Source organism: Kitasatospora sp. NPDC088264 (genome assembly GCF_040685715.1).
Classification (GTDB): domain Bacteria; phylum Actinomycetota; class Actinomycetes; order Streptomycetales; family Streptomycetaceae; genus Kitasatospora.
Genome location: NZ_JBFBIR010000138.1, coordinates 1 through 1960 on the forward strand (window position 1 = coordinate 1; position 1960 = coordinate 1960).

A 1960-nucleotide genomic window follows, 5' to 3' on the forward strand; every position below is an offset into this window, starting at 1 on the left:
CAAGTCCCTCGCCGACTACCTCGCCAAGATCAACCCAGTCGTCCAGGCATCACGGTAATTACTACCCCCATGATTTGTGGCGCATCACACTAGTGGCTTGTCACGCAGCTTTGGCCGGGTAATCGGTCCAGGTGCGGATGGGCGAGTCCGGGGCGAAGTTGGTCTTCGGTTCGGCGCGGGCGTTGTGCCAGCGGATGTAGGCGTTGATGGCGGCGTTCTGCTCGCCGTGGCAGCGGTGGTCGGTGCCGTTGAGGGCGAAGTAGCGGAGCGCGGCGAACTCGGCCTCGATCCAGTTCAGCCATGAGCCGTAGGTGGGCAGGAAGACCAGTTCGACCTCGTTCGCTGCCGTCCAGGCCCGCACGTTGGGGTGCTTGTGCGGGGAGAAGTTGTCCAGCACGACGTACAGCTTCTCCCCGGGCCAGCGGGCGCGCAGGGCTTTGAGCAGGCCGAGGAACTCGCGCCATCGTTTCCGCAAGGACGCCAGGACCTGGGGTGCCCGGACGCGGAGACGAAGTCCGAGACCGCCCGCTACGGCACCGCCCACGCCAAGAGTGGGGACCGGCTCCACCCCGAGCTGCAGCAGCGCGCGGCCTGGCGGGACCACCCCGGCAAGCTGCCGGTCATCAAGGGCACCGTGATCCGCCTCCAGGTCGATCACCTGCCCAGCGGCGGTGACCCCAAGCCCTTGTGGCTGTGGTGGTCACGGCCGACAGCTGCCTCGGCGGACACAGACCTGGCCTGGCAGACCTTCCTTCGGCGGTTCGACATCGAGCACTTCTTCCGGATGGTCAAGCAGACACTCGGCTGGACCGCCCCGAGGCTGCGAGAGGCCGAAGCGGCGGACCGCTGGACCTGGCTGATCGTGGCCGCCCACACCCAACTCCGCCTCGCCCGCCCCCTGGCCACCGACCTGCGACGCCCGTGGGAGAAGCCGGCCGAACCGAACAAGCTCACCCCCGCCCGGGTCCGCCGCGGGTTCCGACACCTGCACGCGAAGGCACCGACGCCGACAGCAGTGCCGAAAACCCTCCCACCCCGGCCCCGGACGCCCACCCGGCTCGAAGAACCGACGCCCAGCCAACCGCTACGACGCGGGACTGATCCTGGCCACCGGCGAGCCCTACCGCAGACCGACCCACCACAAGATCGGCACCAAACCACGCCGCACCGGATGAATCACAAGCTCAGCAGGACCACCTGGCCCTGATCTGCTTGGATACCGGGGTGCTCAACCTGATCTCGACTTCTTCGTGCCCCTGCGTGCTCTGTGATCCCGCGGCCTCCGCGACCCTCCGCGCGCCGACAGCGGACAAAGCACTGGTCTTCGGAGATGGCGCACGTCCGCGAGCACGGCTGGCACGTGGTTGGCGTGGGTGGCGGAGCGGACGTGCCGGACTGGGCCTTCACCGTCGGTCTGTGGCACTCCTACCGGATTCCGGAGGTCGCCATGTTCGGCCTGGAGGTGCACGGGCTGATGCACTGGGTCGGCGCTGCTGCCGCCCGTCTGCGAGACGGTGCATCAACGGAGTCCGGCGCTCTGATTTCCGATGTCATCGAGGGCTACGAGCTCAGGCTCCATCCAGTGGATGCCAGTTGGCACCTTCCCCTGTTCGGCACCGCCGTCGGTTTCTACCGGCGAAGCCCCGTCCCGGTTGTCCAGCTGGTCTGGCCCGACCGGGAACACCGCTGGTCCTCGGATGACCAGGCCAGCCCAGGGTGCCGCGCCCAGCCCAGCCTGTGGCTTCCAGTCGATGAACACCCGAAGGGCGTTTGGACCGAAGAGGCCCTCTGAGGAGATCAGGACTTCCGTCCGCCCAGTCGAGTCGTTGGAGGCACGTTAAACCACAAGCTCAGGAGTCGCGCCGGGGCTGCGTCTTCTGGTTGTAGATCTCCTTGCCGTCTGCGTTGTAGGCATGGACGTAGGGGGCCGGGGGGAAGGAGTTCCGGTCGAGGCTGGTGG

Annotated in this window: 2 protein-coding genes and 1 pseudogene; 2 read left to right on the forward strand and 1 reads right to left on the reverse strand. The window is 67.4% G+C overall.

Features of this window, described 5'->3' with window-relative positions; translation table 11 throughout:
• Window positions 1–100 precede the first annotated feature (100 nt).
• Entirely contained in the window at window positions 101–475 is a 375-nt protein-coding gene (locus AB0O82_RS38635; protein ID WP_363589732.1) for a transposase, read from the reverse strand.
• A 15-nt stretch (window positions 476–490) separates the two neighbouring features.
• Between AB0O82_RS38635 and AB0O82_RS38640 the strand changes: the two are divergent.
• A pseudogene (locus AB0O82_RS38640) lies at window positions 491–1175 on the forward strand (transposase); the annotation flags it as partial.
• 155 nt (window positions 1176–1330) lie between these two features.
• Window positions 1331–1792, forward strand: coding sequence for a DUF4262 domain-containing protein (locus AB0O82_RS38645; RefSeq protein ID WP_363589734.1), 462 nt, complete (start codon window positions 1331–1333; stop codon window positions 1790–1792).
• Window positions 1793–1960: the final 168 nt, after the last annotated feature.

What these genes read in the sequence shown, in the direction of transcription:
- AB0O82_RS38645 (WP_363589734.1), top strand. Translation starts at nt 1,331, where the DNA reads ATGGCGCACGTCCGCGAGCACGGCTGGCACGTGGTTGGCGTGGGTGGC.